Raw genomic sequence first — 3,889 nt, forward strand, 5'->3', positions numbered from 1 at the left:
AGGGATAAACTAACGGTCTCACTTTTCAGATGCGTTTGCCCTTACAGGCACAAAAAAGCCCGCATAATGCGGGCCTATCAGATGCCGGTGTAATGAAAACGACAGGCAATGATAACAATTTCGCCGTCTTTAACGTAGTAGACAAGCCGGTGTTCCCGGTCGATACGTCGTGACCATAATGGCCTTTTGTGCTTTAGCGGCTCGGGCTTACCTATCCCGACGAACGCGTCAGCATGCAGGGCTTTAATAAGTTGGCGCACGCGTTCGAACTTCTTCGGGTCGTTATCCTGCCAGTATCGATAGTCCTCAGCGGCGCGCGCCGTGAATACGGTTTTCATACATCAATTTCAACCGTTTCACCGCGATCTAACTGGTTCAATGATCCCTCTAAATGCGCAGCGTTTGCCGGGTTACTGAACAGGTAAAGCGTCTCAACCATGCTGCTGTATTCGTCTGCATCAATCATCACTACGTCACGGCTGCCACGACGGGTGATAACGACGGTATCTGCGTCCTCACTGACCTGATTCAGTACGTTCGCGAAATTGGTACGGGCCTCTGTAAAAGTGATGTGTCGCATTGAACAGTCTCCTTAAAGCAATTTGCAGACATAATAACAATGTACTTATTTAAGTACAAGTTTATCATCTCGCATTCTCCCTAGCTTCTCATAAGGCTGAAACACAGCGCATCATGTACTCGTTATATTCACGAGCCAACACAGTGCGTTGGTGTTATCTTCCGGTGTTTATAACTTCCTTATTCTCGCGGGAAAGGTCATGAACTTAATAACGCTTGCAAACAAGCTGCCTGCGTGCATTGAGAGTCCTCATGGGGGCATAAGCCTGGATATAAGTCTTAGGTATTCAGGTGCCTTTTTTCAGGCTTCTAAAGGCCTTATGGAGGGATCAACCTTAGGATCAGAATGGGATCTTAAACTGAAGCACTTATATTCGCGTCGGTTGGTTTTCTTTTTGACCTGCCAGAAATCTCAACTTTCATGCGTTTCACCGACGCATCATCGCCAATAATCTCATACCAGTGCAGCCACTTTTTTAAGTCTGCTAAAGGTAATTTCTCTTTATCATCATACTCTTCCAACCGTGCTCTAAAATCCTGCATCACGGCAATACATTTCCTCGCCCAGACGCCTTCTTTGTCGGACCCTTCGAGAACATGAGGCCTTCTCGGCAGACGTGGGCGTAAAGGTTTGGCAGATGTGGTTCCTGTTTCTGTGATATAAAAAAACTTGATCGCTTTAACGGATCTTCCCATTTTCACCGGTTCCCAAGTAACCGAAATATCCGTATTAGCGTTTATACGCTCAACAGCCGGGACCAGCACGTCACGTTTGAAAAACCGATATTCCTCGTATTTCCCCACCAGCCCTGTGCGTTCTTTCATCCAGTCAATTTCTAAGGCATCGGTCTCAATGATGCCGTTAGTGCGGGCATTTTTTGTGAGTTTTCTGAACTTAACCAGCCAGCTATAAAGCCGGAATGCGAAAGGAGTATCCAGTTTTGACACATGCTGAAAGTCAACCTGGGTAAATTCGCGTTTGAGGTCGTAAAGATAGGGCACCACATCAGGAGAAAAACGGATCGTCACATCGGCGCTGTTGTCTGATGCGTCATAGCGGATCGAAGAAAACCAAAACCTTTTTACTTTATCTAGGCGCTGCTTTTTATCGTTCCATTCAAACGTGACGATCGGCTTGCTGCCGAGTGAATCCGCGGCTTTCTTGAGCTGCTGGTGAGTATGAGATGGATTAACCCCGAACATTTTTTCAAAGTCCGCAGGAAACAAAGTATAAATACCATCGGGTTGAGGCTTTTTACTGTCGATTTGCACCAAGGCAAGATACAGAAGGCGCATTTCATCAAGGGTCGCGCTGTATGCACCTTCAAGAAGTTTATTATCCTGAGTCACGTACAGTTTTTTGACGCTTTGTTTATCCATGTATCTGTCTCAACCCAAAGGTGATATTTTTTTTGAATATATCACGTTAAAAACAGACTTATCAACAGATGATCGGATCACGTCTTGCCACAGATCCGATCACGTAACACCGCTAAAGTTATCACCTTTAACCGCAAAAGCGATCACGTATTACCACAAAGTATATCACGTAACTTGTTTTAACCTCTTGTAATATAGTAGTTAAATCAACACTAGAAACAAGAAAAGAGAAATAAGAAACAAGAAATAAAACAAGCTAACGCAGCTTCGCGTTGTTTTATTTTTTGATCGTCAGATGAAGAATGATCTTCGTATCAATATTGAGCACCATCAGTAAAACATTCTCTCATTAATGTGGTTTATAAATGTATCAACCTGAATGTATTGATTAAATCTTACATGAGAACCGCAAAACATATCACCTTAACAGATTCCGCATTCAGAACCTGACATCAGGCTTTGTGTGACAGTATCCCAGAAGAGTGTAATGACCGCGGAAAACAGGAATATGATCGTAAATTGTTACTCCGTGACCGCAAAACCTATCACGTATGACAGCTAACCGCCGGGATACAGATCCTGATGAAAAGCGCCGCAAATCATATCACGTTAGATAGGTTAAGCATTCCAGGCGAGAACGTAGCCAATCTTACCGCAAAAGTTATCACGTTAGAATGACACAGGCTACAATTAAGCCTATGAAATATAACAAATTATATCGCTGCTTATTGTTACCGCAATTAGTATCACGTTTAACTCTTGTACCTGTCTCATTCCCCAGTCGGTAAATATCAGCAGGATGCGCGTCTGTTATTAATTCGAGCAAAGCGCCAACGACACATTTGTTGTACCGCATTCGAGTAACGGCTAAAGTAGTACTACTTTGACATCAATATCACACTGGAAGGGTGCCATGATTATACTTATAGGGAGCCAAAAGGGAGGCTGTGGTAAGTCCACAACCGCCGCTAATATCGGCGCTGAACTTGCACGACAGGGAAAGGATGTGATGCTTGTTGATGCTGACCGGCAGGGTACGGCATCCAACTGGATCAGCGATCGTAATCAGAATATGAATCTGCCAAAAATCCACAGCATTCAGAAGTTCGACAACATCCATGAAACGCTGTCTGACCTGGCCAAACGCTATGAGTATGTCGTTGTGGATTCCGCAGGCCGCGACAGCCGGGAACTGCGCACCGGTATGAGCGCCGCCGACGTGCTGATCGTTCCTTTCAGACCCTCGCAGCCAGACCTCGATACGCTGCCCGCACTGCAGGACATCATCACGATGGCGTTAGATCTAAATCCCAAACTTCGGGTGAAAGCGCTGCTGACCATGGCGCCGACCAACCCGATCGTGAATGAGACTCAGGATGCAAAAATTTACCTGGCAGATTATCCGGTGCTCCAGCTGATGAATACCATCATTCGGGACCGTAAAATCTACCGTGACTGCATGTCGGAAGGTAAGGGCGTGGTGGAGATGGACAACGGCAAAGCCCGCGGTGAGATCCAATGCCTGGTACAGGAGATTGTGAAATGGTAAAACGCAGAGAACGGCCGGCACAAACAGCCGATGCCGATAAAATTGAGGCTTTTGCCGCGCTCGCCGAAAACACGCCGGCGCAGAAACTCAGCCTGCCCAAAGATGCCAAGCGGGACTATAAAGCCATCCGGGTACCCTTTAATGAGTTTGAGTTTACCCAGCTGGAGTCACTGTGCGAGAAAACCCAGCGCTCCAAGCTCAATATGATCCGCCATGCGCTATCTTTCTATGCCGAAAATGGGCTGGGTGAATAACGCTAAAAAGATACCATTTTGGTACCAATAAGGAGCTTTTATAGTATTAAAAGGCTCCTTAATTTTCATTCTTCACTGGATCAGAACAAACCCGGCCAGGCTCATCTCTCCTTTTATATCCCTCCCC

5 protein-coding genes are annotated in these 3,889 nt (G+C 45.8%); 2 read left to right on the forward strand and 3 right to left on the reverse strand.

Annotation, left to right across the window (positions count from 1 at the left end; all coding sequences use genetic code 11):
• Nucleotides 1-77: 77 nt before the first annotated feature.
• The 3 genes from ACT3RR_RS22855 to ACT3RR_RS22865 form a co-directional block, all read right to left on the reverse strand.
• Nucleotides 78-338, reverse strand: a complete 261-nt coding sequence (locus tag ACT3RR_RS22855; protein ID WP_346637700.1) for a Txe/YoeB family addiction module toxin — start codon at nt 336-338, stop codon at nt 78-80.
• Nucleotides 335-580, reverse strand: a complete 246-nt coding sequence (locus tag ACT3RR_RS22860) for a type II toxin-antitoxin system Phd/YefM family antitoxin (protein ID WP_353504348.1) — start codon at nt 578-580, stop codon at nt 335-337. Before ACT3RR_RS22860 ends, ACT3RR_RS22855 begins: the two co-directional genes overlap by 4 nt.
• A 353-nt stretch (nt 581-933) precedes the next feature.
• The gene (locus ACT3RR_RS22865) at nt 934-1,959 is read right to left on the reverse strand and encodes a replication initiation protein (RefSeq protein ID WP_353504347.1); all 1,026 of its coding nucleotides are present in this window, start codon (nt 1,957-1,959) and stop codon (nt 934-936) included.
• Nucleotides 1,960-2,872: 913 nt separating this feature from the next.
• Here ACT3RR_RS22865 and ACT3RR_RS22870 point away from each other — a divergent pair.
• A complete protein-coding gene (locus ACT3RR_RS22870) occupies nt 2,873-3,508 on the forward strand; it encodes an AAA family ATPase (protein ID WP_353504346.1) in 636 nt (211 codons plus the stop codon).
• Nucleotides 3,502-3,762 carry a ribbon-helix-helix domain-containing protein gene (locus ACT3RR_RS22875; RefSeq protein ID WP_353504345.1) on the forward strand — a complete coding sequence of 87 codons (261 nt, stop codon included), beginning with the start codon at nt 3,502-3,504 and terminating at the stop codon, nt 3,760-3,762. The genes ACT3RR_RS22870 and ACT3RR_RS22875 overlap by 7 nt, the downstream gene beginning before the upstream one ends.
• The last annotated feature ends 127 nt before the right edge of the window (nt 3,763-3,889 follow it).

Origin of the sequence: Ewingella sp. AOP8-B2-18 (assembly GCF_052376015.1) — a bacterium.
In the GTDB taxonomy this organism is placed as follows: domain Bacteria; phylum Pseudomonadota; class Gammaproteobacteria; order Enterobacterales; family Enterobacteriaceae; genus Ewingella; species Ewingella allii.

Excerpts from the sequence above, each read along its gene's own strand:
- ACT3RR_RS22865 (WP_353504347.1), bottom strand. The coding sequence starts at position 1,959 with ATGGATAAACAAAGCGTCAAAAAACTGTACGTGACTCAGGATAATAAA.
- ACT3RR_RS22870 (WP_353504346.1), top strand. The coding sequence starts at position 2,873 with ATGATTATACTTATAGGGAGCCAAAAGGGAGGCTGTGGTAAGTCCACA.
- ACT3RR_RS22855 (WP_346637700.1), bottom strand. The coding sequence starts at position 338 with ATGAAAACCGTATTCACGGCGCGCGCCGCTGAGGACTATCGATACTGG.
- ACT3RR_RS22875 (WP_353504345.1), top strand. The coding sequence starts at position 3,502 with ATGGTAAAACGCAGAGAACGGCCGGCACAAACAGCCGATGCCGATAAA.
- ACT3RR_RS22860 (WP_353504348.1), bottom strand. The coding sequence starts at position 580 with ATGCGACACATCACTTTTACAGAGGCCCGTACCAATTTCGCGAACGTA.